The organism is Pseudomonas sp. GW821-FHT02H06 (genome assembly GCF_059421525.1).
This window is the reverse complement of record NZ_JBWKVD010000011.1, coordinates 83433-107714: the sequence shown is the minus strand read 5'-3', so window position 1 is coordinate 107714 and position 24282 is coordinate 83433. Positions and strand designations below refer to the sequence as shown.

The window sequence follows — 24282 nt, the reverse complement described above, 5'->3', positions numbered from 1 at the left end:
GCCTTTCATCGGAGCGTCAATGATCCGAGCGTCCCTGTTTTCCCTGATGTGCGTCATGGCCGTGCCCAGCCACGCCTCGCCGCGCCCCGCCGGTCCGCCGGTGGTGATCAAAAAGAGTCAGGTGCGCGACCTGCCGGCAATTCGCAGCGGCAAAGTCCTGCGGGTGCTGGTCAATCAAAGCCGCAACAGCTCCGCCGAAGTTCAGGGTGAGCCCGTTGGCGTCGAGTGCCGTCGCTTGCAGGCGTTCGAAACCTACCTCAACAGCCACGCCCGCGACGGTCAGAAGATCTCCCTCAAACTCATTCCCAAAGCCAAGGACCAGCTGCTCGCCGCGCTGCAGCGGGGCGAAGGCGACATGGTTGCGCCGGGCGAACTCCTCGACGCCAGCGCCGCCCGTTACGTCGACGCGTCTGAACCGGTGGTCGCCCAGGTGCCGCTGGTGGTGGTGGGCGTCAAGGGTGAGCGCGGCCTCCGGCGTCCCGAACAGCTCTCGGGCCGCACGCTGATGCTCACCAGCGGCAGCGCCGCCGATGAGGCCATCCTGCAGCTGAATCAGAAGCTGGCCCTGCGCAAGCTGCCACCGGTGAAGATCGAATGGGTTGACCCGAGTCTGGCCGTGGAAGACGTGCTGGAAATGGTTCAGGCCGGTGTTTATCACCTGACCGTGGTGGAGCAACCCATCGCCGAGCGCTGGGCCAAAGTGATGCCGAAGCTGCGGATCGACCGCGCTGCTGCCTTGAGCGATCCGGGGGACATGAACTGGTTCGTGCGCAAGGACGCCGTGGTGTTGCGCGGCGCCGTCGACCACTTCCTGCAAACCTACGAACCGCCGCGCAATCAGGACGCCGCCTTCCAGACCGCCTACAAGGACCGCTACCAGATCCACAATCCGCTGGCGCGCGAAGACCGTCAGCGCCTGGAGAAACTGCGTCCCACGCTACAATTGCACGCCGACAAACAGAAGATGGACTGGCTCGACCTCGCCGCCGTGGCCTTCAAGGAGTCGGCGCTCAACCCGGTCGCCAAGGGTGGCAGCGGCGCCACCGGTCTGCTGCAGATCACCCCGTCGGCCGCCCAGCGCGTCGGCGTCGACAACATTCACGACCTCGACGGTAACGTGCAGGCGGCGAGCAAATACATGGCGCTGCTGCGGCGCAAGTTTTTCGCCAGCCCGAAAATCAACGAGCGTGAGCGCATGGCGTTTACCCTGGCCGCCTACAACCTCGGCCCGGAGCGCGTGCAGGCCATGCGAGCGGAGGCGAAGCGCCAGGGGCTCAACCCGAACCAGTGGTTTTTTCAGGTCGAGCGCGTGGCCATGGAGCAGGGCGGCAAGAACGTCGTGAGCTACGTGAACAGCGTCAACAAGTACTACCTGGCGTTCGACCAGGCCCGCAGTTCATTGGAACGTCCTGAGGCACGGTGACAGATCCAAGGATTCGATACGTATGACGCGTATTTTGCGATTTTCATATTTATAGAACCGATTAATATGGCGCCATTCTCAACTCAAACGGAATTAACCGCCATGAATGCTCAACTTAAATCGATCTTCAACACCCATGCCGGTTTCGGCATCACCGGCCTGCGGATTCTCATCGGCATCATCCTAATGGCCCACGGCAGCCAGAAACTGTTCGGTATGTTCGGCGGCTATGGCCTGGAAGGCACTGGCCAGTACATGGCGAGCCTGGGCCTGAACCCTGGCTACCTGATGGCGTTGATGTCCGGCAGCGCGGAATTCTTCGGCGGTCTGGCGCTGTTCCTTGGCTTGCTGGCACGGCCTGCAGCGCTGGTGGTGATCGTGATGCTGGTGGTGGCGATTCTCTCGGTGCACATCCACAACGGCTTGTTCATGGCCAACAACGGTTATGAGTTCGGACTGGCGCTGATCGCCGCTGCGGTGGCGGTGCTGTTCGAAGGCGCGGGTCGCCTGTCCGTCGACCGATTGATCGCGCGTCGCTGATTCACCCGTTCAAATCCGTAGCAGCCACATTGTTAGCAAACAAAAATCCCGGCCTCTCAGAGCGTCGGGATTTTTTTGCGTCCGGTTAGACAGGAGCGCGACGGTATCCGTCGATTGACAATGCCTACAGCGCTTCTCTAGGATGCCGTTCATGCGCCGATTTAAACAGCTACTTGCGGGGCGCCGGGTGACGGTCATTCGTCATCGAAATTCCGCTAAAGCGCTGGTTCGGTGTTGCCTCTCACCGCTGCCCAGCGGATCAATGAGGCAGAGAAAACGACACTATGAGCAGTCATTCCCACCCGCGTCCCCTCGTTCGTCTGGCCCCCATCGCCAGCCAGTTCAATCGTCGTAATCCACAAATCCTTCTGGGCGGCGCCCATCAGCCGACGTTGCTGCGTTACCTGGACGGCTGGCCGCGTCGCCAGGGCGGCCCGCACGCTTTCCTCATTCAATTCATCGAAACCGACGATGCCCTTGAGCGCTTCAGCAACGATCAGTTCGACTTGGCCGTGATTCAGGCGCCCGCTGCCGAGCGCGCGGAAGCGGTGATTCACCAACTGATCCGCGTCGCCCGACAGGGTTTGATCACGCGCTGCTGACGGCTCGCCGCCTGGGTTGCAACGGCTGATCGGGATGGCGCAGGTTGAAGCGGGCACGCATACCATTGGCGTGACGGCAATGGGCGACCAGCGCGCTGCGCAGGGTCCAGTCGGTGTTGATGATGTAGAAATTCTGGATGAAGCTGTTCTCGTCCGTCGACTCGAACCACTGATCGATCTTCCCGCTCAAGTCACTGGGCGCGTGCAGCGGCAATGAATACTTGGCGCACTGGATGGCGGTCAGGCTGAACTCGGGTTTGTTTTCCACTGCCACTTCGTTGACGAACGCCTTCAGGGTGTTGGTGTTGAACAGGTTTTCTCCCGGCCAGCGCTGCTTGACCCCGTCCCACAACAGCTCGTCGCCGGAGCGCCGGTTATAGGCAAGCACGACGTTTTTGCCCGGATGATCACGCCAGATGCCTTCCAGCGTCAGCCCGCTCAGCTGCCGTGGCACAGCCCTCGGGCCAAGGGTTTTGGTTAGCAGGTTCTGAAATTCCCTGTGGGTCAGTTCAGTGAAATCCTTGAACTGATGGAAATCCAGAATGACGATTTCACGCGCCGGGGAGCCGTTCTGTTCCAGTTCTTCAAAAAATGCATGGACGCACGCCAGAATGTCTCCGGCGACCGTGCGCCCTGACGAGGTCAGGTGGAACAGCTGAAAACGCCGCGGGTCACCCTTTTCATACTTCGAATAAAACGCCACGCGCAAATCCAGCGCGCGCACCCCCTGGCGCAATTGCTCCAGGGGCGCGACGTCCTGGGCCATCTCCTGGGGGACGGCGAAGTTGGGTGACAGCTTGTCGCTGCCGGCGTTGTGGGCGCCGGGGAGGATGAGTTGGTCAATGCGCAACTGCGCGAGTTCGGGGATGTGCGCCATCCAGTCGAGATGGGGCGGACGGGGTGAAGCCGGTGGGTTAAGGGGCATACAGTCATTCCTTGACGTGTGGTGAGGCTCCGAGGGCGGAGCGGGGTGAGCGGTCATTCGCTCGGAAAGTCCTTTTCTGGAGTGTGGCCGCCGCGTCACCGACGTCAACCAAGGCAGTTCTTCAGGTCTGTTACCCCATGTGAATGGCGGCCTGCGCTCATCTGACTTTCAGCACCACGCGACCGCGCACGGGATGCTCGTCGAGGTGGTTGTGCGCCTTGCCGAACTGCTCGAAGGGCCAGGTGCGGTGGATGTCCGGCTTGAGCAGACCCTTGGCCGTCAGATCGTTGATAGCGTCCAGTGCCCGCTGCAGGGCGGGGCCATTCTGCTCGATGCCCAGCTCCGGTTTGCCGGTGAAGTTTTCCAGGCAATGCACGTGGAAGCGCATGTTCTTGCGGAATGCCTGCTGCGCCGGGAAAGGCGTTTTGTTGCCACCGCGCAGGCCGTACAGCACCAGACTGCCGCGGGGCGCCAGCACGTCACCGAGCATCGACATCTGCATGCCGCCCAGTCCGTCGAACACCGCTTCGATGCCATGGCCTTGGGTCAGCGACTCGATGCGCAGGCCGATGTCGTCCTCGTCGGTGACGATCACCCGATCGGCGCCGTTCGCCAGCAGGTATTCACGGTCTTGCCCATGGGGCGTCGCCGCGATCACCCGCAGGCCCAACGCCTTGCCCAACTGCACGAAGGCAATGCCGGGGCTGTACGTCGCGTCGGTGACGAGCACGGTCTGGCCCGGTTGCACGTTGGCAAGCTCGACGAAGGCAAACCAGGCTAGCAGCATCGGCGTGTAGTGAACGCTGGCTTCCACCGGCGTCAGTGCGTCCGGGTAAAGGGTCAGCGCGTTGCGCGGGACCATCACGTGGTCGCCACACACCGGGTACTGGTTGGCGCTCATGGCTTTGAAGCTCGCCACCTTGTCGCCCACCTTCAAGTCGGTCACGCCAGCGCCCACGGCTTCGACGACGCCGGCCATTTCACTGCCCAGACCCGCTGGCAGTTGCACCGGTGCCAGTGACAGGTTCTGCCGCCACAACACGTCGTCCCAGCTGATGCCGATGGCTTCGGCACGAACCAGCACTTCCTGTGGGCCGGGGGACCGGTCAGGCTGCTCCTCGCAACTGAGCACATCGGCTTTGCCGAAGCGATGGAATTTGATGGCGCGTGACATTGTCGACCTCGATGCCTGTCGTTGAGTGTTGCAACGACTGTATCGATGGGGGCCACGGGGCACTATTTCTGTCGGTCGATACCCGACATGCCTGCTATCAATTCGCGTTGACGACTTCGCTGGCGTGAGCGCTTATTTGCCCCAGGCCCGTAAAGCATGTTCGACAAACTGCCGCACCTTGGGCAGGCGATAGCGGTCCTGGGGGTACATCAGCCACAGCGTGCGGCTGGGCGGTTGATAATCCTGCAGCAGTGGCACGAGCTTTCCGCTGGCGATGTCCTCGCTGATCAGCACGTCGGGCAGCATCGACACGCCCATCCCGGCGAGCACGGCCTGGCGCAGCGCCGGCGTGCTGTTGACGATCATCGAGCCCGACACCGGCACCTCCATCACGCCGTCGGGCCCGGTCAGGCGCCATAATTTGTCGGCGGCACGCCAGTCATCGCCGGCGGGGTAGGCGAACGCCAGGCAGTCGTGGTCGCGCAGGTCATCGGCGGTTTTCGGTGTACCCCGACGCTTCAAATAGACGGGCGCTGCGCAGATGGTCAGGGTGTAGTCCTGCAGGGGCCGGGCAATCAAGGCCGAAGATTCCGGGGTGCCGAGGCGGATGGCGGCGTCGAAACCGTGCTCGATCAGGTCCATCGTCTGATTGCTGAGCACCACCTCCACCTTGATCTCCGGGTAGCGTTGGACGAAATCGCTGAGCAACGGCGCCAGCCGTTCGGCGCCGAAGGCTGGCGGGGCGGTGACGCGCAAGGTGCCGCTGGGCTCGGTCTGGGCCTGTTCGGCCATGCGCTCGGAATCATTCACCAGCCCCAGTACTTCGACGCAACGTCGGTAGTATTCGAGGCCAAACTCGGTCAGGTTCTGCCGGCGCGTGGTGCGCTGCAACAGGCTCACTCCGAGGCGCTGCTCCAGTGCTTTCAGGTGATTGCCGACCATGGTCGTCGACATTTCGCACTGGCGCGCGGCCGCGGTCATACTGCCGCCTTCGACCACTTTGACGAAGACCGTCATCGCCAGAAATACATCCATTATCAAGTCCTGCTTTAAAGTCACTGAAGGGTGGCGCTCTTTATACATCAGAACGGGCTAACGATACTGGCCTCACTTACCCGTGACGGAGCCACCGACATGACCGCCGCCTGCCTGATGAACACCTACAAACCCATGCCGTTGAGCTTCATCCGTGGCGAAGGCGCGCGGCTGTGGGACGACAGCGGCCGTCTGTACCTGGACGCCGTCGCGGGTGTTGCGGTGACCAACGTCGGCCACAGCCACCCAAAGGTTGTCGCCGCGATCAGCGAGCAGGCCGGGCTGCTCTTGCACACGTCCAACCATTACCGCATCGACTGGCAGCAGAAGCTGGCGCAACGTCTGACCCGGCTGTCGGGGCTGGAACAGGTGTTTTTCAACAATTCCGGCGCCGAGGCCAACGAAACCGCGCTCAAGCTGGCGCGTTTGTATGGCTGGGCCAAGGGCATCGAGCATCCGCTGGTGCTGGTGATGGACAACGCCTTTCACGGCCGCACCCTCGGCACGCTGTCGGCCAGCGATAACGGCGCTGCGCGGCTGGGTTATCAGCCGATGTCCGGTGAGTTCGTGAAGGTGGCGTTCGGTGACATCGTTGCGGTTAAACAGGCGACGTTGGCGTATGGCGAGCGCATCGTCGCGGTGCTGGTCGAACCGATTCAGGGCGAGGGCGGTGTGGCGTTGCCGCCGCCGGGCTATCTAAAGGCACTGCGCGACCATTGCACTCAAAACGGTTGGCTGATGATGCTGGATGAGATCCAGACGGGCATAGGTCGGACGGGGCGCTGGTTTGCGTTCGAGCATGAGGGGATCGTTCCGGATGTGATGACGCTGGCGAAGGCGCTGGGCAATGGCATTCCCATTGGTGCGTGTCTGGCGACGGCGGCGGTGGCGCGGCTGTTCACGCCGGGCAGTCATGGCAGTACGTTTGGCGGTAATCCGCTGGCGTGCCGGGTGGGTTGTACGGTGTTGGATATCGTTGAGGATGAGGGGCTTTTGCTCAATGCGGCGGTGCAGGGGGAGCGGTTGCTGGCGGGTCTGCGCGCTGCGCTGGCGGGGCACGCTGATGTGGCGCAGGTGCGGGGGATGGGGTTGATGATCGGGATTGAGTTGAGGCGGCCGATTCGGGATGTGTGTCTGGTGGCGGCGCAGGAGTATGGGGTGTTGATCAATGTGACGCGTGGGCAGACGATTCGGCTGTTGCCGCCGTTGGTGATTGATGCAAACGATGTGGACCGGATCGTGGCAGGCGTCGTAGGGGCGCTTCGCGGTTGAGGTTTTTAAGATCAAGATCAAGATCAAGATCAACGACCTTAAGATCAAGAGCGTCTGCCTGGGGGCAGACGTTTCGCCTTCGGCGAGTTACTTGGAAAAGCACCCCAAGTAACCAAGGGTGCTTGCTCCTGGTTGGGTTCCTCCTTCGTCGGAATACCCTCACTTCGACGACGCTCCGTGGGCCCGCGCCGAACGGACATCCATGTCCTGACGGCGCTCTCGCCGCATCCATGCGGCTCGGCCCACTCCGCGTCGTCTGCGTTCAGCCTGCACCAAAGTCGCGATTGGTGGTGACTGGACTTTTTGCGTCGTAATGATGATCAAAGGCGAAAATCAAAGCCCGTCTTATGTAGCCCCGCCCAATTTTCGACGCAACCCAAAAGCTGGCAACTCGGTCTATCAGGCCATGGCACGTTTAAGCAAATGTGGGAGCGAGCTTGCTCGCGAAAGGCCCGAAGGGCAACAAAGTCGCGATCTATCGACAAGCTCTAAAAAGCGCCCCGCCTTATTTCCCGGACAATTCCATGATCATCGCCGCCGTCAGGTAGAGCCTCGGGGCGATGCTGGTGAGGTCCATGTATTCGTCGTCGGCGTGGAGGCCGGCGCCGACGACGCCCATGGTTTCGAGGACGGCGGGTTTTTGGCTGTCGGGGACGTAGGCGTAGCCGGCGTCGGTGCCGAAGCGCATGGCGATGGGTTCGAGGGTGCGGCCGGTTTTGGCGTAGATCGCCTGGGCGGTTTTGGCGAGGGCGTCGGTTGCGGGGTTTTTTGCCAGTGGGGGGCGGCCTTTGTCGAGGCGGAAGGTGACGTCGGTGCCGTCGATCATTTTGCCCTGCACGATGCGCTGACCGTCGGCCAATACGCGATCGGATTCGCTCAGGTCTGAATAGCGCATGTCGCCCTCAGCCGCGGCGCTCGACGGGATGATGTTGCGCTTCTCGCCGCCTTTGATCAGGGTCCAGTTCACCGTAGTGCCCTTGGCCGAATCGCCCAGGTCCTTAAGCTGCACCAGTTGATGGGCCAGTTCCATGGCCGCATTGCGCCCGGCTTCCGGGGCGGAGCCGGCGTGGGAGGATTTGCCTTTGACATCGACGAACACGCCGTTGATGCCGTTGGTGGCGACCGTCACGGCGTCCTTGTCCGGTGGCTCGAACGAGAACACGTAGTCGTGCTTGCGGGCGAGTTCGGCGATCAGGGTTTTCGAGCCGGCGGACCCCGTTTCCTCGTCAGGGTTGAACAGCACGGTGATCGTGCCGAAGTCCTTGAATTTCTGGTCTTCCAGCAGCTTCAGGGTATGCAGCACCATCGCCACGCCACCTTTGGCGTCGGCCACGCCAGGGCCGTAGGCGTGATCGCCGTCGACGCGGAAAGGCCGCTTGGCGGCGGTGCCCGGACCGAACACGGTGTCGTAGTGGATCATCAGCAGAAAGGATTTGCTGCCCGTGCCCTTGAGGGTGCCGACGATGTTATCGCCCGCCGAGGGCGTTGCCGGCGTGGTTTCGACTGTTGCGCCTAAAGCCTTCAGCCGTTCGACCAGCACCGCACTGACCATTTTCAGGCCGGGTGCCTGACCCGTTCCGGTGTCGATGTCGACCAGTTGCTTGACGGTGGCCAGATAAGGTTTCTGCTCGGCCTCGGCCTTCTTCAATAACTGCTCTGGGGAGACATCGGCGGCATAGGCGCAGCCAGCAAAAAAAGCGCCGCCGCTCAACAGCGCGGCGAGGATGGAAGTCGTCAGGGCGGTACGTCGAACGTGCATGCTGGATCCCTCAGATGATGGTCGAGTTGTTGTGATGTCCATGGGACCCACATCGTTCCCGCAGCATAGGTCGTCAGGCACTGACCGTGGGCCGGATTTTCCGGGAGAGCCGCTGCTGGCTGACAGGTCATCGGCCGGGCATGGTGCTTTTCCGCAGCCGCCGCGCTTTCCTACATCATTCACCGTAGAATCCCCGTCTGAAATAAAACGCGACGAGGTTGCAGCGGTGGATTTACAGCAGGGCTTCGTCCTGACCCGGCATTGGCGCGACACGGACGCCGGCACCGAAGTGGAATTCTGGCTGGCCACCGACGAGGGGCCGCGCCAGGTGCGCCTGCCGTACCAGACCTCCGTCGCGTTTATCCCGGAGCAGCACCGCGAGCGCGCTGAAGCCGTGTTGCGCAACGAGCGCCATGTCGAGCTCAAGCCACTGGAGCTGTGTGATTTCCGCCATCGCCCGGTGATGGGGCTGTATACGCGTCAGCATCGCCAGTTGATGAACCTGGAAAGCGACCTGCGCAAAGCCAGCGTCGACGTCTACGAAGCCGATATCCGCCCGCCCGAGCGCTACCTGATGGAGCGTTTCATCACCGCGCCGGTGCAGTTCGGCGGGCGGCCGGACGCCAACGGCCTGTTGCTGGACGCGCAACTCAGGCCTGATCCACGGTACCGACCGACCCTGAAACTGGTCTCGCTGGACATCGAAACCACCGAGCGCGGCGAGCTGTATTGCATCGGCCTGCACGGCTGCGGCGAGCGTCAGGTGTACATGCTCGGCCCGGCCAATGGCGACGACGCCCAGGTGAATTTCAAGCTCGAATACTGCGACACCCGCGTTGCGCTGCTGGAGAAACTCAACGAATGGATGGCCCGCCATGACCCCGACGGGATCATCGGCTGGAACGTGGTGCAGTTCGATTTGCGCGTGCTGCATGAGCACTCGCGGCGCTTGAATGTGCCGCTGCGTCTGGGGCGCGGCGGCGAGGTGATGACCTGGCGCGAACACGGCGCGCGCAACAATCACTTCTTCGCGGCGGCGGCCGGGCGCTTGATCATCGACGGCATCGAAGCGCTGCGTTCGGCGACCTGGAGCTTTCCCTCGTTCAGCCTGGAAAACGTATCGCAGACGCTGCTGGGCGAAGGTAAGGCCATCGACAATCCGTATCAGCGCATGGACGAGATCAACCGCATGTTCGCCGAGGACAAGCCGGCGCTGGCGCGTTACAACCTCAAGGACTGCGAGCTGGTCACGCAGATTTTCGCCAAGACCGAGCTGCTCACCTTCCTCCTCGAACGCGCCACGGTGACCGGCCTGCCGGTGGATCGAAGCGGCGGTTCGGTGGCCGCGTTCGAGCATTTGTATATCCCGCTGATGCACCGCCAGGGCTTCGTCGCGCCGAACCTGGGCGAGCGCATGCCGGAAGCCAGCCCCGGCGGTTTCGTCATGGATTCGCGCCCCGGGCTGTACGAATCGGTGTTGGTGCTCGATTACAAGAGTCTGTATCCGTCGATCATCCGCACCTTTCTGATTGACCCCGTAGGCTTGATCGAAGGCCTCAAGCACCCCGACGACAGCGAGTCGGTGGAAGGCTTTCGTGGCGCGCGTTTTTCCCGAACCCGGCATTGTCTGCCGGCCATCGTTTCGCGGGTGGCCGAAGGGCGCGAGGTGGCCAAACACGAGCGCAATGCGCCGCTGTCCCAGGCGCTGAAAATCATCATGAACGCCTTCTACGGCGTGCTCGGTTCCAGCGGTTGCCGGTTCTTCGACACGCGGCTGGCATCGTCGATCACCCTGCGCGGGCACGAGATCATGCACCAGACCCGGCTGCTGATCGAAGCCCAAGGCTACGAGGTGATCTACGGCGATACCGACTCGACGTTCGTCTGGCTGAAAAAAGCCCATGAGCAGGACGATGCCGCGCAGATCGGCACCGCGCTGGTCAAGCAGGTCAACGACTGGTGGCGCGCTCATGTGAAAGAGGAATACGGGCTGGAGAGTGCGCTCGAGCTGCAATTCGAAACCCACTTCAAGCGCTTCCTGATGCCGACCATTCGCGGCGCGGAGGAGGGCAGCAAGAAGCGTTATGCAGGTTTGGTGACCCGCGCCGATGGCAAAGACGAAATGGTCTACAAGGGGCTGGAGGTCGTGCGCACTGACTGGTCGCCGCTGGCCCGGACTTTTCAGCAGGAGCTGTACCTGCGGATTTTCCAGCGTCAGCCGTTTCAGGAATACATTCGGGAGTACGTGGGCCGAACCCTGGCTGGGGAACTCGACGGCCAACTTGTCTATCGCAAGCGCCTGCGCCGGGCCCTCGACGATTACGAACGCAACGTGCCGCCCCATGTGCGCGCCGCGCGGCTGGCCGATGAGTACAACCGCCAGCAGGGTCGGCCGTTGCAGTACCAGAATGGCGGCTGGATCAGCTACGTGATCACGGTCGCCGGACCCGAGCCGCTGGAAGTGCGGACGGCGGCCATCGACTACGATCACTACATCAGCAAACAGCTGCAGCCGATTGCCGACGCGATCCTGCCGTTCGTGATCTCGCGGACCATCGATCTCAGTTCCCAGGACCAGTTCAGCTTCGACTTTTGATCCGCATTTTCACGCCAGCGGATTGATCCGCAGCGCCTCCAGCACCACGCGAAACGCCGCCGTGTGCTGGCGCCGGCTGGGGTAGTAAAGGTGGTAGCCCTCGAACGGCTCGCACCAGTCGGCGAGCACTTCCACCAGTTCGCCCTGCTCGATATGCCCGGCCACCAGCCCCTCGGGAAGCTGCGCCAGACCGACGCCGTCCAGGCAACCCTGCAAAATCTGAAACACGCTGTTCATGATCAACGGGCCGTCGACGCGCACGCGGATATCACGGCCGTCTTTGGCGTACTCCCATTGATACAGCGCGCCATGGGTGGGCAGGCGCAGGTTGATGCAGCGATGGCGGGGCAAGTCCTCCGGCACCTGCGGCGTGGAATGCCGCGCCAGGTACTCGGGGGACGCCACGGTCATCAGCCGCAGCGGCGGGGCGATCGGCGCGGCGATCATGTCCGCCGCGAGGGTGTCACCCAGGCGCACACCGGCATCGATGCGCTGGGCAACAATGTCGGTCAGGCCGTAGTCGGTGACCAGCTCAATGGTCATGTCCGGGTATTGATCGAGCAATGGTTTGAGGCGAGGCCAGAGCACGTAACGCGCGGCGAATTCATCGGCGGTGATGCGCACCGTGCCGGACGGGCGGCCGCTGTGCTCGATGGCGGCGTTGACCTGCTCTTCAATGCTGTCGAGCAGCGGCGCCAGTCCCTTGAATAACTGCTCGCCGACCTCGGTGCGGGTCACGCTGCGGGTGGTGCGGGTGAGCAGGCGAACGCCGAGACGTTCCTCCAGTGCGCGCATGGTCTGGCCGACGGCGGAGGGGGAGATGCCCAGCGCCGCGGCGGCGCGGGTGAAATTCCCTTCTCGACCCACGGCGACGAACACGGCCAGATCATCGAGTTTGTAATCCGCCATTGCGAAGCGCTCCTTCATTTTGATCGAAGCATTCTACGGATACTGTCGCCAATGTGCCCTTGTTACGCTGGCTGCACACTTTCTGGAGATCTGACATGACCGCCACTGACAGCGCTGCTGAAGACATGCAAATCCACCGCGCCGGCTCGGCCAAAGCCATCAAGGGCCCCGCAGACTGGTTCACCGGCGACGTGCGCATTGACCTGATTTTCAACGCCCCGGCACCGGCGCGGGTCGGTCTGGCCATCGTGAATTTCCAGCCGGGCGCGCGCACTAACTGGCACACCCACCCGCTGGGCCAGATCCTGCTGGTCACCGATGGCGTCGGCTGGACCCAGTGTGAAGGCGGGCCGAAAACCGAAATCCGTCCGGGTGATCTGATCTGGTGTAACTGCGGCCGTCGTCACTGGCACGGCGCAACGGACACCACCGCCATGCAACACGTCGCGGTCAATGAAGCGCTGGACGGCAAGCCGGTGGACTGGCTGGAGCCGGTGACCGAGCAGACCTACCTGGCCGGGCCGGTCAAAAAAGACTGAGGGGCTGGTGCGGAGACGATCATGACGCCGCCACGGCCTGGCTGCGCAGCCGCGTAATGTCCTTTTTCGGCGGTGCGCCAAACAGCCGACCGTACTCGCGACTGAACTGCGACGGGCTTTCGTAGCCGACCTTGAACGCTGCACTGGCGGCGTCCTGATGGTCGTTGAGCATCAGCCGCCGGGCTTCGTTCAGGCGCAGCCATTTCTGGTACTGCAGCGGGCTCATGGACGTGAGGTTGCGAAAGTGCAGGTGGAAGTTCGGCGCGCTCATCTGCACCCGCGCGGCCAGGTCTTCGACGCGCAGGGCTGTCGCGTAATTGAGCTTCAGCCAGTCGATGGCCTTGGCGATGCGGTAACCCTGACTGTCGACCGACGCAATGTGCCGTAGCAGCGGCGCTTGATCGCATGTGAGCAGGCGGAAGTGAATCTCGCGCTGCAACAGGGGCCAGAGCACCGGAATGGCGTCGGGCTCCTGCAACAGGTCGACCAGTCGGGCCAAGGGATCGAGCAGCGCTGAGGTCAGGCTGGCGATGCCCGCGCTTTTGCCCACGGTGCGCGCCTTCGGTGTTGGCGCATCCCCTTGGGCGATCAGCTCGGTCAAGGTGCGCAGGTCCAGCTTGAACACCAGTCCCAGGCACGGCACGTCCGCGCTGGCGAGGGTCACGGCGGAGTTGGCCGGCACGTCCAGCGAGGTGATCAGAAAGCGCGTCGTGTCGTAGGGGTAGACGTCGCTGCCGATGACCATTTCCTTGGCGCCCTGGACCACCAGCACGATGCTTGGCGCGAGGATGCACATGACCGGCGGCGAGGGCGCTTCGCGACGAAACAGGCCGAGGTCGGCGATGGCGGTGGGAAAGTCACCGGAGGCCGGCGTGAGGTGCCCGATGATGTTCGTCAGCGACCGCAGCTGCACGGTGTCCGAAGCGCGGCACGCGGGTGTGGAAGCGGATGTCAGTGGCATGTCTGCGGCCCTCGGAATCAAGTCGAAACTGTACGTGCCCGGCAAAACAGCCGTCCAGCCTCGCGCCTCGGGATTGATCGGATCAGGCAAGAAAACCACCGGATCGCTCTACGGGTTGCCCGGCCCGCGCCATGAAGATGTGCATCGCACACTTCATTTGCGCCATGCCCTGGCGCCGGAGACATTCATGAAACAGCTGATGATGGGGCTGGCCTTGCTGGTCAGCTCATTCGCGACAATGGGAGCCGATATGTCCAGCGGAGCTGACAACTTCTACACCAGTGAACAGGTCACCCGGCAGAAGGTGACGTTCAACAACCAGTACCAGATGAAAACAGTGGGCAACCTGTTCGTGCCCAAAGACATGATCAGCGGCCGCAAGTACCCCGCGATCATCGTCGGTCACCCGATGGGAGCCGTGAAGGAACAGAGCTCGAACCTGTACGCGCAGAAACTGGCCGAGCAGGGTTTCATTACGCTGGCCATCGACCTGTCCTTCTGGGGTGAAAGCGAAGGCCGGCCGCGCAATCTGGTGTCCCCCGAGATCTACGCCGAAGACTTCAGCGCCGCCGTCGATTACCTCGGCAGCCAGGGCTTCGTCGATCGCGACCGCATCGGCGTGCTGGGTATCTGCGGCAGCGGCAGTTTCGCCATCAGCGCTGCGAAGATCGACCCACGGATGAAGGCCGTCGCGACCGTGAGCATGTATGACATGGGCGGCGTCAATCGCAACGGCCTTCAGCATTCGGTCAGTGTCGAGCAACGCAAAGAAGCCATCGCGGCCGCCGCTGCACAACGTGATGTCGAGTTTGCCGGTGGCAAAACCCAGTACACCAGCGGCACCGTGGACACACTCACCGAACACTCCAACCCGATTGAGCGTGAGTTTTACGATTTCTACCGGACCCCACGCGGCGAGTTCAGTCCCAAGGGCCAGTCGCCTGAGCTGACCACGCATCCCACGCTGACCAGCAACGTGAAGTTCATGAACTTCTACCCGTTCGCTGACATCGAGACGATTTCACCGCGGCCAATGCTGTTCATCGCCGGCGAGAACGCCCATTCCCGTGAGTTCAGCGAGGAGGCTTATCGCCTGGCCGGTCAGCCCAAAGAGCTGGTGATCATTCCGGGTGCCGGGCACGTGGACTTATATGACCGGGTGGATCTGATTCCTTTCGACAGGCTCACGTCTTTCTTTCAGACCCATCTGAAGTAACCCCAAGGCTGTTCAAGACGGCTCGATCCGGTCACGTGCCGGATCCTGCCGGAACGGTCCTTTTTGTTGCACGCGCGGTTTGCGCGCCATTTGTTGATCACTGGCCCCGCTGCACGACGGGGCTGAATGAGCTGGAGCATGTTCATGGGCACCCCCTCTGTATCGATGACCGAAACAACCCACCGTGTGTGGGGCGCCGTGCTGGCGATGTCGCTGTGCGCGTTCGCGCTGGTCGCGTCCGAGTTTTTACCGGTCAGTCTGCTGACGCCCATTGCTGCAGACTTGAGCCTGACCGAAGGCCAGGCAGGTCAGGCGATCTCAATCTCGGGTTTTTTTGCGGTGGTCACCAGCCTGTTTCTCTCTGCGCTGACCCGTGGGCTTGATCGCAAGCCGGTGCTGCTGACCCTGACTGCCTTACTGATCGTTTCGGGGGCAATGGTTGCCTTCGCGCCGAATTACCCGGTGCTGATGTTCGGTCGGGCGGTGCTGGGTGTTGCGATCGGCGGTTCATGGTCGATGAGCACGGCGGTGATGATGCGCATTGCCCCCGAGTCGATGGTGCCCAGGGCCATCGCCATGGTGCAGAGCGGTACGGCGCTGGCCACCGCCGTTGCGGCGCCTCTGGGCAGTTTTCTGGGCGGGCTGATTGGTTGGCGCGGCGCGTTTTTCTGCGTGGTCCCGCTGGCTGCATTGGCGCTGTGCTGGCAGGCCTTCACGCTGCCGCGCATGCCCAGTGAGCGCTCGTCCGGATCGGCGATGGACGTGTTTCGATTGCTGGGCCGCGCGAAGGTGGTCTACGGGATGGCGGCGGTAGCCTTCCTGTTCATGGGTCAGTTTGCGCTGTTCACCTACCTGCGTCCGTTTCTGGAATCGGTGACCAGGGTCGATGTGCCGAAGCTGTCGATCCTGCTGCTGATCATCGGCGTCTCAGGGCTGGCCGGGACGCTGATGATTGGCGCCGTATTGGCAAAAAGTCTGTACCGGGTACTGATCGCCATTCCGGTGCTGATGGCCGGCATTGCCATCGCGCTGCTGACCTGCGGTCAGTCGTTTGCCATGACCGCTGTGATGCTCGGGGCCTGGGGTCTGATCTCGACCTGTGCGCCGGTGGGATGGTTCACCTGGCTGACCCGCACGCTGCCCAAAGACGCCGAGGCGGGAGGAGGGCTGATGGTCGCGGTGATCCAGCTGGCGATCACGCTGGGCGCAACGGCGGGTGGCTTGCTGTATGACGGGATGGGCTACAGCGCGACGTTTATCACGAGCGGCGTGTTTTTGCTCGTCGCCGCGCTGTTGGCGTGGAAGGTGTCGCGGACCGCAGCGGTAACTGCATGAAGCGTGCAGGCGGTGTGACGCAATCATGCGCCACGCCGCAGCCTCACTCTTTCACGTCCATGAAATCCTTGGCCCAGGCCACGTAATTTTCCGGGAAGGTGTAGGTGTGGGTCAGTTCGGTGGCGCTGTGATTCGAGGTGCTGTGGGTGACCTGGCGCTGGGCGCGGAGGCTGTCGTAGGTGGCCTTGATCGCGGCGAAGTACGCCGCGTGCCCGGCGACCACCACTCGCACGCCCAGATCGGCGAGGCGCTGGCGGTCATTGAGCTCGGGGTTGCCGTAGGTCACCAGCATCAGCGGGACGGTGAGCTTTTCCGAAATCTGCTCCAGGTGCTCGAAGTCCTTGATGCCAACGATGCAGATGCCGTCGGCGCCGGCCTTTTCGTAGGCGAGGGTACGTTCGATGATGTCCTGGACCGGCAGCACGCCAGCGTTGGTCCGGGCGACGATCGTCAGTTCCGGATCGACGCGGGCTTCAAGGGCGGCCTTGACCTTGCCGATGCCTTCTTCGATGGAGACCAGGTCCGTGGATTTGCGCCCGAATTGCGCCGGCAGCAAGGTGTCTTCGATGGTCAGCGCCGCCACACCGGCGCGCTCCAGTTCTTCCACGGTGCGCATCACGTTCAGGGCGTTGCCGTAGCCATGGTCGGCGTCGGCAATAAAAGGCAGTTGCGCGACGCGGCCGATGCGGGTGGCCTGCTCGACGAACTCGCTCAAGGTGATCAACGCGAAATCAGGGGCTGCCAGCACCTGCAGCGACGCCACCGAGCCGCCCAGAATACCGACCTCAAAACCCAAATCCGCCGCGATGCGCGCCGACATGGGATCGAACACTGAAGCCGTCTCGACGCAGTGCTGCGAAGCCAGCTGCTCACGGAATTTGCGACGCAAAGCGGAGTGGGAAATTCTGGACATAAGGCTTCCTGATTCTGGCCGTCATCTAAATGCCAGCAATGCTACCGCAAATTCAGGCTGAAACGTCTCACCTCGACGAGCGACGTGCATAGATTTGCGCAGGTGGCAGCGCGGCCCCGACCGCCGCAGCGCCTGGGAGGACCAGCTTCAGCCGGGAAGGCATTTGCATTACACCGAAGAATTGAGGGTGAACACCCCGGCCTCTTCCCGGCTGAAGCCGGTCCTACGGAAGCAGTCTTTCTGCCACCAGGTGATGCCGATCGTTTCCACGCTCTGCGTGGTAATGCCGCCCCGGACGCTCCGCGTCCAGCAGAAGACGCGCATTCGAGAGCGGGAGGTGACGCGGAGCGTCACAGGCTGCATCCCCACGCGGAGCGCGGGGACGATCAAGGGCGGGGCTGACTCTGCCGCGCTGGGTAGGACCGGCTTCAGCCGGGAAGGGGCCAGACCTTGAGCCGCAATCCCCGAACTGAAAATACCGAAGCAAGCGCTTGCGTGAATCGATTCAGCTGTTCTAGGATTCAGCTGTTCCGAAATATTTCACAGCAACACCCGAGTGCCACCCGCAAAGAGGTGGCCCAGGCATAAAAACAAGAAACCTCGGAGATCCACATGATCAGCTCGTCTGTTCGATTGCCGCCTGTGCTGTCCGCGCTCGTCACATCTGCCTCATCGGCCGCCCGGCCATGAGCGCCGTCCTCGCTATGTCCCCTCAACCCGTGCTGGAAATGACCGCCATTTCCAAGACCTTCAACGGCTTGCGCGTGCTGAAAAATGTCGCTCTCAAGGTCTACGCCGGTGAGGTTCATGCCCTGATGGGCGAGAACGGCGCGGGCAAGTCGACGCTGATGAAGATTTTGTCCGGCGCCTATCAGGCCGATGCCGGTGGCGAGATCCGCATCGACGGCCAGGCCCTGAGCGCGTTTGACCCGTTGTCCGCCAAAGCGCGCGGCATCGCGGTGATCTATCAGGAACTGAGCCTGTGCCCGAACCTCAGCGTCGCCGAAAACATTTATCTGGGCCGCGAACTGCGCCGTGGCTGGAGCATCGATCGCAAGGCGATGGAAGCCGGCTGCGTTGACGTGCTGGTGCGCCTGGGTGCCGATTTCAAACCGTCCACCAAGGTCAGCGTGCTGTCGATTGCCGAGCGGCAACTGGTCGAGATTGCCCGGGCCCTGCACGCCAACGCGAAAATCCTGGTGATGGACGAGCCGACCACGCCGCTGTCTTCCCGAGAGACCGACCGCCTGTTCGCGCTGATCAAACAGCTGCGTGACCAGGGCCTGGCGATCATTTACATCAGCCATCGCATGGCCGAAATCTACGAGTTGTCCGACCGGGTGTCGGTGCTGCGCGACGGCGAGTACGTCGGCATGCTGGAGCGCGACGCGCTATCGGCCGAGGCGCTGGTGAAGATGATGGTCGGCCGCGACCTGTCCGGTTTCTACAAGAAAGAACACGCCGCCTACGACCGCGGCGCGGTCGTCATGCGCGTGCGCGACATGGCCGACGGCAAGCGCGTCAAGCCGTGCAGTTTTGATCTGCACGCCGGCGAAGTGCTGGGCATCGCCGGGCTCGTCGGGGCGGGGCGCACGGAACTGGCGCGTTTGATTTTTGCCGCTGACTCGCGCATCTCCGGCACCCTTGAAGTGGCCGGCAAGGCGATCACCGATCTGCGCAACCCCACCGACGCCATCCGTGCAGGGGTGGTTTACCTGACCGAAGATCGCAAGGCCCAGGGCCTGTTTCTGGACATGAGCGTGCGCGACAACATCAATGTCTGCGCCTGCGTACCCGACGCCCATGCCGGTGGCGTGCTTGATCGGGGACGTGGGGCTAAGCGGGCAATCGAAGCGATTCGTTCACTGTCGATCCGCGTGGCCTCGGGCAAGGTCAATGTCGGCGCGCTGTCCGGCGGCAATCAGCAGAAGGTGCTGCTGGCGCGGCTGCTGGAGGTCAAACCCCACGTGCTGATTCTTGACGAGCCAACGCGCGGCGTGGACATCGGCTCCAAGTCAGAGATCTACCGAATCATCAACGAACTGGCCAAGGCCGGCGTCGGCATCGTGGTGATCTCCAGCGAGCTGCCGGAAATCATCGGCACCTGCGACCGCGTGCTGATCATGCGTGAAGGCGAGCTGGTGGCTGAAGTCGGCGGGGCGTCGGGGGAAGAGATTTCCCAGGAGCGGATCATTGATCTGGCAACAGGCAGTGCGCAGGTGGCTCATGTCTAGACCGACACCGAAAGCGCGTACAAAAAAAACATGGCTACGTTGCAAATTTTCCTGCGGATGAACGAACTGTGGGAGTGAGCTTGCTCGCGAAGGGGCCGGTGCATCCGCCGGATATCCAGCGGTCGAAAGACCGTCTTCGCGAGCAAGGTGGATCGCCACCCCGGTCTCTCCCACGTGAAAAGTGCCTGCCGCATGACAGCGCGGCGTCTGGTCGGTGGTGTAGATCAGATGTCATCAATCAACAACAATAAAAAGGAAACCAGGCCATGAGTCTGCCCCTGGAAAACTCGCCCACCGTTGCCGCCATCAGCAAGCGTGAACGTGCGCGCGAATTGATGCGCACCGTTGGCATGCTGCCGGTGCTGATTCTGTTGCTGATCGGCTTTTCGCTGATGACCGACACCTTCATGAGCTGGCAGAACCTGTCGATCATCACCCAGCAAGCCTCGGTCAACGTGGTGTTGGCGGCCGGCATGACCTTCGTGATTCTGACGGCGGGGATCGACCTCTCGGTAGGCGCGATTCTCGCGGCCTCCGCGGTGGTTGCCCTGCAAGCCTCGATGTCGCCGCAGTTCGGCATGCTCGGCATTGCCGCCGGCGTCGGTTTCGGCCTGCTGCTGGGGCTGGTCAATGGTGGCCTGATTGCCTTCATGCGCCTGCCGCCGTTCATCGTCACCCTCGGCGCGCTCACCGCCATGCGCGGCCTGGCGCGTCTGCTGGCCGACGACAAAACCGTGTTCAACCCCGACCTGCCGTTCGCCTTCATCGGCAACGATTCGGTGCTCGGCGTGCCGTGGCTGGTGATCATCGCCGTGGCGGTCATCGTGGTCTCGTGGTTCATCCTGCGCCGCACGGTGATGGGCGTGCAGATCTACTCGGTGGGCGGCAACCCCGAAGCGGCGCGCCTGTCCGGGATCAAGGTGTGGAAGGTGTTGCTGTTCGTCTACGCGGTGTCCGGTGCGCTGGCCGGGCTCGGCGCAGTGATGAGCGCCTCGCGCCTGTTCGCCGCCAACGGCCTGCAGCTGGGCCAGTCCTACGAGCTGGACGCCATCGCGGCGGTGATCCTCGGCGGCACCAGTTTCACCGGCGGCGTCGGCACCATCGGCGGCACCCTGATCGGCGCGCTGATCATCGCGGTGCTGACCAACGGCCTGGTGCTATTGGGCGTGTCCGATATCTGGCAATACATCATCAAGGGGATCGTGATCATCGGCGCGGTGGCGCTGGATCGCTATCGCCAGTCCGGTGCGCGAACCTGATTCAACGCTGTCTGGCTGCACGCGTTTCAACGAAGACTCCGACAATAATCACAAGAGAGAACCCATGAACTTCAAACGCAAATTCCCTGCTGTCATATCCCTGTGCCTGGCCGCGTTGCTGTCACAGAGCGTTCAAGCCCGCGAGCTGAAATCCGTCGGCATCACCCTGGGTTCCCTGGGCAACCCGTATTTCGTCACCCTGGCCGACGGCGCCAAGGCGAAGGCCATGGAGCTCAACCCTAACGTCAAAGTGACTTCCGTCTCCGCCGATTACGACCTGAGCAAGCAGTTCTCCCAGATCGACAACTTCATTGCGTCGGGCGTTGACCTGATCCTGATCAATGCAGTGGACCCGAAGGCCATTGCTTCGGCGATCAAGAAGGCCCAGGCCGCCGGCATCAAAGTCGTGGCCGTGGACGTCAGCGCCGCCGGTGTCGACGCCACCGTGCAGACCGACAACGTCGAAGCGGGCAAGCTGGCCTGTCAGTTCATCGTCGACAAGCTGTCGGGCAAGGGTAACGTGATCATCGAGAACGGCCCGCAAGTCACCGCCGTGACCGACCGCGTCACCGGCTGCAAATCAGCCTTCGCCGCCGCGCCGGACATCAAGATTCTTTCCGACGATCAGGACGCCAAAGGCTCCCGCGAAGGCGGCCTGAACGCGATGCAGGGTTACCTGACGCGCTTCCCGAAAATCGACGGTCTGTTCGCGATCAACGACCCCCAGGCCATTGGCAGTGACCTGGCCGCCAAGCAGCTGAAACGCAGCGGCATCGTCATCACGTCGGTCGACGGCGCGCCGGACATCGAGCAAGCGCTCAAGTCCGACACCTCGATTCAGGCCTCCGCCAGCCAGGACCCCTGGGCCATGGCGCAGCAGGCGGTGGTCATCGGCAACGATTTGCTCAACGACAAGAAGCCGGCTGAAGCGGTCACTCAACTCACGCCGAAACTGATCACCCGCGACAACGTCGGTTCCTACAGCGGCTGGTCCAGCAAGCACTGAGACGCAGGGCTGAAGGAGTCGGCGCAGTGATCAAAATGGAAGACGTGGCGAAGCGGGCGAGGGTATCGACGTCGACCGTTTCCCACGTGCTCAACGGCACGCGCAAGGTCAGCGCCAAGACGGTGGAAGCGGTGCAGCGGGCGGTTCAGGACTTGGGCTACATCCCCAACACCCTGGCGCGCTCGCTGGCCCGTTCGCGCACCAACACCATTGGCGTGGCGATTTCGGCGCTGTCGAACCACTATTTCAGCGAGACCGTGCACGCCATCGAAACCGAATGCGCGCGCCACGGCATCATGATGTTGTTCGTCGACACCCACGACGATCCCGCCCAGGAACTGCGGGTGGTGCAGGCGCTGCACCATCGGCGTGTGGACGGCATTCTGCTTGCGCCGTCCAGCGATCCGCAGCAGGCAGCGTTGGCGTACTTGCGCAGCAACGTCATTCCCAGCGTGTTGGTGGACCGGATGGCGGTGGAGGGTTTTGATCAGGTGGGCGTCGAGAATCGCCAGTCCACCGCTGAGTTGGTGACCCACCTCATCGGCCACGGTCATCGGCGCATCGGCATGATTGCCGGGCATCGCGGGCTGAGCACGACGGAGGAGCGTATTGAGGGCTACCGGCAGGCGCTGGTCGAGGCTGATCTGCCGTGGGATCCGCAGTTGCTGATCGACGGCGAGTCGAACAGCGAATCGGCACGGGTCGCCACGTCAGCGCTGTTGCGCCTGAAGCCGCCGCCCACGGCGATTCTGGCGGCGAATAACCTGATGACCATCGGCGCCATGCACGCGCTGCGCGACGCCAGCATTGAGGTGCCGCAGCAGATGGCGCTGGTGGGTTTCGATGATTTCGACTGGGCGGACTTTTTCCTGCCGCGCTTGAGCGTGATCGCTCAGCCGGTGCAGGCCCTGGGCGCGCGGGCGGTGCAGTTGCTGTTGCAGCGCATCGATAAACCCGAGGGCAAACGACTGTCGGAGCGACTGGCGCCGACGCTACGCATTCGCAATTCGTGCGGATGCCCTTAGGCGTCCGCTGACAGGAATGACACCTTAATGAAGCAGCTTGTTTCCCTGGGCATCGACCTCGGCACGTCCGAGCTGAAGGCCATTTTGCTGAGCGCCGAGGGCGAAGTGCTGGCCCAGGCCGGTGCCCGGGTGGAAGTCAGCCGCCGGCAGTCGGGTTGGTCGGAGCAGAACCCGGCCGATTGGTGGCAGGCCTGCCTATGTGCGCTCGGGCAGTTGCGGACAAACGATCCTCAGGCATGGGCGCGGGTCGGCTGCATGGGTTTGTCGGGACAGATGCACGGCGCGGTTATGTTGGATGCGGCGGAGCAAGTGCTGTATCCGGCGATTCTCTGGGACGACTCCCGCGCGGTGCTTCAGGCGTCGCGGCTGAACGAGGATTTCCCGGATTACGCCGAGGTCACCGGCAGCCTGGCCATGGCCGGGCTCACTGCGCCGAAGCTGTTGTGGATGCAGCAGCACGAACCGCAGCTGTTCGCGCGCATTGCCAGCGTGCTGTCGCCGAAGGATTACCTGCGTTTGCTGCTGACCGGCGAGCAGGTCAGTGACATGTCCGACGCCGCTGGCACGGTGTGGCTGGATGTGGCAAAGCGCGAGTGGTACGCGCCGATGCTCCACGCCACCGGGCTGACGGTCGAGCACATGCCTCGGTTGCTGGAAGCCGATCAACTGTCTGCCCGGCTGAGTGCCGAGGCGGCGGATGCGCTGGGTTTGCCGCTGGGTCTGCCCGTGGCCGCAGGCGGGGGTGATAACCCGGTTTCGGCGGTGGGCATCGGCGCGGTCAACGCCGGCGATGCCTTTGTCACCCTCGGCACCAGCGCGGCGATCGTCGCGATCACCGATCATCCGGCGGGCAATCCGGCCAGCGCCGTGCACAGCTTTTGCCACGCCCTGCCGCAGCGCTGGTACACCATGGGCGCGATGCTGGCGGGGGCGAGCTGTCTGCGCTGGGTCACCCGATTGTTGGGTCAGCCCAGTGAGCAGGCCTTGCTCGATCTGGTTCACGCGCAATGGCCGGTCGATCAGCCGGTGGCGGTGTCCAGTCCGCTGTTTCTCCCGTACCTGGCGGGCGAGCGCACGCCCCACAACGACCCGCTGTTGCGCGGGGGATTCATGAACCTGGGGCACGACAGCACGCCGGCGATGTTGGGTTACGCGGTGCTTGAAGGCGTCGGTTTCGGGCTGCTGGACGCGATGAACGCTACGTTGTCCGCAGGGGCCACGGTCAACGCCTGCGCCCTGGTGGGCGGTGGCGCACGCAGCGAATACTGGGCGCAGTTGCTGGCCAACATTCTTGATCGCGAGGTCTACACCTTGCACGGCAGCGAACTGAGCGCGTGCATTGGTGCCGCGAAACTGGGGTTGCTGTCGATCGGTGAGGGGGCTGAGCTGTTGGGGCAGGGGATGGCGGAGAAGGCGCGGTATCAGCCGATGCCGGCGGTGCAGGATGTATTGAGCGCGCGTTACGGGAAATTCAAAGGCTTGCTGGGTGCCGCGCAGGGATTGCGTGCCTGACAAGATGATCGTTCCCACGCGGAGCGTGGGAACGATCAATCAAAATC

At 62.9% G+C, this 24282-nt stretch carries 20 protein-coding genes; 13 read left to right on the top strand and 7 right to left on the bottom strand.

What is annotated here, in order from left to right; genetic code table 11:
- Positions 1–19: 19 nt before the first annotated feature.
- The 3 genes from AC07VF_RS18285 to AC07VF_RS18275 all read left to right on the top strand — a co-directional run bounded on the left by AC07VF_RS18285 (position 20) and on the right by AC07VF_RS18275 (position 2565).
- Positions 20–1423, top strand: coding sequence for an MltF family protein (locus AC07VF_RS18285; RefSeq protein WP_495009722.1), 1404 nt, complete (start codon positions 20–22; stop codon positions 1421–1423).
- Between the two features lie 102 nt (positions 1424–1525).
- A complete protein-coding gene (locus tag AC07VF_RS18280; protein ID WP_192172189.1) occupies positions 1526–1963 on the top strand; it encodes a DoxX family protein in 438 nt (145 codons plus the stop codon).
- 284 nt (positions 1964–2247) lie between these two features.
- Entirely contained in the window at positions 2248–2565 is a 318-nt protein-coding gene (locus AC07VF_RS18275; RefSeq protein ID WP_282370964.1) for a class I SAM-dependent methyltransferase, read from the top strand.
- Here the strand turns inward: AC07VF_RS18275 and AC07VF_RS18270 are convergent.
- The 3 genes from AC07VF_RS18270 to AC07VF_RS18260 form a co-directional block, all read right to left on the bottom strand.
- Positions 2552–3490, bottom strand: a complete 939-nt coding sequence (locus AC07VF_RS18270; RefSeq protein ID WP_495009723.1) for a PI-PLC domain-containing protein — start codon at positions 3488–3490, stop codon at positions 2552–2554. The genes AC07VF_RS18275 and AC07VF_RS18270 overlap by 14 nt on opposite strands.
- 157 nt (positions 3491–3647) lie before the next feature.
- Positions 3648–4664 carry a zinc-dependent alcohol dehydrogenase family protein gene (locus tag AC07VF_RS18265; protein WP_495009724.1) on the bottom strand — a complete coding sequence of 339 codons (1017 nt, stop codon included), beginning with the start codon at positions 4662–4664 and terminating at the stop codon, positions 3648–3650.
- Between the two features lie 132 nt (positions 4665–4796).
- A complete protein-coding gene (locus AC07VF_RS18260) occupies positions 4797–5699 on the bottom strand; it encodes a LysR family transcriptional regulator (protein WP_282370969.1) in 903 nt (300 codons plus the stop codon).
- Between the two features lie 99 nt (positions 5700–5798).
- On the opposite strand from AC07VF_RS18260, the gene AC07VF_RS18255 reads away from it, so the two are divergent.
- Complete coding sequence (locus AC07VF_RS18255) at positions 5799–6971, top strand: aspartate aminotransferase family protein (RefSeq protein WP_495009725.1); 1173 nt, start codon at positions 5799–5801, stop codon at positions 6969–6971.
- Positions 6972–7476: 505 nt separating this feature from the next.
- On the opposite strand, the gene AC07VF_RS18250 is transcribed toward AC07VF_RS18255, so the two are convergent.
- Positions 7477–8730, bottom strand: coding sequence for a M20/M25/M40 family metallo-hydrolase (locus AC07VF_RS18250; RefSeq protein ID WP_495007741.1), 1254 nt, complete (start codon positions 8728–8730; stop codon positions 7477–7479).
- Between the two features lie 226 nt (positions 8731–8956).
- Here AC07VF_RS18250 and AC07VF_RS18245 point away from each other — a divergent pair, with 226 nt between their 5' ends.
- Positions 8957–11326 carry a DNA polymerase II gene (locus tag AC07VF_RS18245; protein ID WP_495007742.1) on the top strand — a complete coding sequence of 790 codons (2370 nt, stop codon included), beginning with the start codon at positions 8957–8959 and terminating at the stop codon, positions 11324–11326.
- Positions 11327–11335: 9 nt separating this feature from the next.
- Here the strand turns inward: AC07VF_RS18245 and AC07VF_RS18240 are convergent, their stop codons facing one another.
- Complete coding sequence (locus tag AC07VF_RS18240) at positions 11336–12235, bottom strand: LysR family transcriptional regulator (RefSeq protein ID WP_495007743.1); 900 nt, start codon at positions 12233–12235, stop codon at positions 11336–11338.
- 95 nt (positions 12236–12330) lie between these two features.
- On the opposite strand from AC07VF_RS18240, the gene AC07VF_RS18235 reads away from it, so the two are divergent.
- Positions 12331–12774 (top strand): (R)-mandelonitrile lyase, encoded by a 444-nt coding sequence (locus AC07VF_RS18235; protein WP_495007744.1) that lies wholly within the window; start codon positions 12331–12333, stop codon positions 12772–12774.
- A 19-nt stretch (positions 12775–12793) separates the two neighbouring features.
- Here the strand turns inward: AC07VF_RS18235 and AC07VF_RS18230 are convergent, their stop codons facing one another.
- The gene (locus AC07VF_RS18230; protein WP_495007745.1) at positions 12794–13735 is read right to left on the bottom strand and encodes an AraC family transcriptional regulator; all 942 of its coding nucleotides are present in this window, start codon (positions 13733–13735) and stop codon (positions 12794–12796) included.
- A gap of 187 nt (positions 13736–13922) precedes the next feature.
- Between AC07VF_RS18230 and AC07VF_RS18225 the strand changes: the two genes are divergently transcribed.
- Entirely contained in the window at positions 13923–14951 is a 1029-nt protein-coding gene (locus AC07VF_RS18225; RefSeq protein WP_495007746.1) for an alpha/beta hydrolase, read from the top strand.
- A 144-nt stretch (positions 14952–15095) separates the two neighbouring features.
- Entirely contained in the window at positions 15096–16286 is a 1191-nt protein-coding gene (locus AC07VF_RS18220) for an MFS transporter (protein WP_495007747.1), read from the top strand.
- Between the two features lie 43 nt (positions 16287–16329).
- On the opposite strand, the gene AC07VF_RS18215 is transcribed toward AC07VF_RS18220, so the two are convergent.
- The gene (locus tag AC07VF_RS18215; RefSeq protein ID WP_065986037.1) at positions 16330–17199 is read right to left on the bottom strand and encodes an isocitrate lyase/PEP mutase family protein; all 870 of its coding nucleotides are present in this window, start codon (positions 17197–17199) and stop codon (positions 16330–16332) included.
- A gap of 704 nt (positions 17200–17903) precedes the next feature.
- On the opposite strand from AC07VF_RS18215, the gene AC07VF_RS18210 reads away from it, so the two are divergent.
- The 5 genes from AC07VF_RS18210 to xylB all read left to right on the top strand — a co-directional run bounded on the left by AC07VF_RS18210 (position 17904) and on the right by xylB (position 24235).
- On the top strand, positions 17904–19433 hold the full coding sequence (locus AC07VF_RS18210) for a sugar ABC transporter ATP-binding protein (RefSeq protein WP_495007748.1): 1530 nt from the start codon (positions 17904–17906) through the stop codon (positions 19431–19433).
- 266 nt (positions 19434–19699) lie between these two features.
- On the top strand, positions 19700–20692 hold the full coding sequence (locus AC07VF_RS18205; RefSeq protein WP_346626346.1) for an ABC transporter permease subunit: 993 nt from the start codon (positions 19700–19702) through the stop codon (positions 20690–20692).
- A 64-nt stretch (positions 20693–20756) separates the two neighbouring features.
- Complete coding sequence (locus tag AC07VF_RS18200) at positions 20757–21698, top strand: ABC transporter substrate-binding protein (protein WP_495007749.1); 942 nt, start codon at positions 20757–20759, stop codon at positions 21696–21698.
- Positions 21699–21724: 26 nt separating this feature from the next.
- Positions 21725–22723, top strand: a complete 999-nt coding sequence (locus AC07VF_RS18195; protein ID WP_495007750.1) for a LacI family DNA-binding transcriptional regulator — start codon at positions 21725–21727, stop codon at positions 22721–22723.
- Between the two features lie 27 nt (positions 22724–22750).
- A complete protein-coding gene (gene xylB, locus AC07VF_RS18190; RefSeq protein WP_495007751.1) occupies positions 22751–24235 on the top strand; it encodes a xylulokinase in 1485 nt (494 codons plus the stop codon).
- Positions 24236–24282: the final 47 nt, after the last annotated feature.